This is a genomic window from Corallococcus sp. CA047B, from assembly GCF_003612065.1.
In the GTDB taxonomy this organism is placed as follows: domain Bacteria; phylum Myxococcota; class Myxococcia; order Myxococcales; family Myxococcaceae; genus Corallococcus; species Corallococcus praedator.
Genome location: NZ_RAWD01000621.1, coordinates 1 through 1,851, shown reverse-complemented (window position 1 = coordinate 1,851; position 1,851 = coordinate 1). Strand labels below are relative to the sequence as shown.

At 73.3% G+C, this 1,851-nt stretch carries 1 protein-coding gene; it reads right to left on the bottom strand.

The genetic code is table 11. The features are described 5' to 3' along the window. Positions 1 to 154 precede the first annotated feature (154 nt). Positions 155 to 1,546, bottom strand: coding sequence for a di-heme oxidoredictase family protein (locus D7X74_RS41665; RefSeq protein WP_370450868.1), 1,392 nt, complete (start codon positions 1,544 to 1,546; stop codon positions 155 to 157). Between the last annotated feature and the right edge of the window lie 305 nt (positions 1,547 to 1,851).

Genomic DNA, 1,851 nt, shown 5'->3' with positions numbered 1-1,851 from the left:
GGGCGTGGGGCTGCATGAAGGGGAACGCAGGGTAGCCCAAGGACCCGGGGCGTCCACCGTTCCGTACCCGCGAGGGGGGCCGAAGCCCCTTCCAGGCGACGGGACTCCTGGCCGCCAGTCCGACGGGGGACCAGGGGCGGCCCTCCGCGCGGCGCTAGAGCGACTTCAGGAAGGCGAGCAGCGCGGCCCGGTCCTCGGGAGGCAGCCGCACGTAGCGGGCTTGGGAGGGGGCTGCCTCGCCGCCGTGCCAGAGCACGGCCTCCTCCAGGTTGCGGGCCCGGCCGTCATGGAGGAAGCGGGTGTGCTTGTTGACGACCTCCACCAGCCCGATGCCCCACAGCGGAGGGGTGCGCCATTCGCTGCCGGTGGCGAGCCCGTCCGGGCGCCCATCCGCCAGGTCCTCGCCCATGTCGTGCAGCAGCAGGTCCGTGTAGGGGTAGATGACCTGACGGGACACCTCGTCGAAGCCCTCCACCGCCTCCGTCTCCTGGGGGGTGTCGACGTGGCAGGCCGCGCACCCGACGGCGCGGAACACCGCGTGGCCGCGTTGCACCGGGGGGGCGTCCCAGTCGCGCCGCTTCGGCACGGCCAGAAGGCGCATGTAGAGCATCAACAGGTCCAGGTCGTCCGAGGACACCTCGGGTTCGCCGGGGGTGTCGCGGCCCTGCTCCAGGGGATACAGGGACGTGGTGACGCCCATGTCCGCGACGAGCGCATGCGTCACCTGCTGGCGCAGCGTGGGCTGGTTGGCCTTCCACCCGAAGCGGCCCAGGCGGGGGGTGCCGGTCTCCAGGTCCAGCACCCGGTTGGGGCGGCCGGAGACGCCATCGTGGTCCAGGTCCTCGGGGTCGGCCCGGGCGAGCAGCGCCGCTTCGGGGAGGGCCTCCAGCAGGCCCAGGCCGAAGTTGACGGGCGACACGCGGGCGGAGAACCGGGCGCCCTCGCCCAGGGGGCCGTGCACGAGGTCCTGGAACTGGTAGCGGGGCCGCACGAGGGAGTACGTCTCCCCGGAGGCGAACGTGCCGCGCGTCTCCTCGAACTCGACGCGCACGTGGCCCTCGGGGGCGTGGCCGTCCAGGGCGTGGGCGTCCAGCTGGGCGCCGTACAGCGGATGCGGCCCGGTGCCGTCGGGCGCGCTCAACTGGAACGCCAGGGAGACGGGCACGTCGGAAGGGGCGGCCGGGGGCTGACCGCGGCCGTCCTTCACGTGGCAGGTCATGCAGGAGGAAGCGCTGAACAGCGGGCCGGCGGCGACAGGCTTGCCACCGCGAGGCTCGCTCCAGTCGCGGTCGAAGACGCCCTTGCCGGCGTGGAAGTCCGGCCAGCGCGAGTGCGGCATGTTCATGGGCGAGCGCCCGAAGGCGTTGCGGCCCGGATCCGCCACGGTGGTGGCCCCGCCGGACTGCTCCACGGCCGGAAGGACGATGGCGGGCAGCGGCCCCAAGAGCAGGGGCACGGGGCGGCGGACCACGGTGGCCCATGCGGCGCCAACGAGCAGCGCGCCCGCGGAGATACCAACGATGGACCAGGGCACACGCATCGGCATCGGGAAGTATTGCACCTCTCACGCCAGCCCCGCTGCCCTCGCGCCCCACCCGGGAGCGGGCATGGCGCTCCCGGCCGCAGTAGCGCGCGAGGTTACAAAGGGCGCCGGGGTTGTATCAGCCCACGCCACAGCCTCCCCCTCCGGCCAGGGCAAAGGCATCACCCACGGGTTTGCACGTTCCACGGCGAAGAGGTAGAGGCGCCGCCCTGGCGTCTGCTCCACCTCCAGGGCGGAAAGCCGGAGCGGAGCACGGGCGGCAGCGCGCACACGCTGCGCCTCGCAGAGGATTCGCAGCCGAGTCCCCT

What these genes read in the sequence shown, in the direction of transcription:
- D7X74_RS41665 (WP_370450868.1), bottom strand. Translation starts at nt 1,546, where the DNA reads ATGCCGATGCGTGTGCCCTGGTCCATCGTTGGTATCTCCGCGGGCGCG.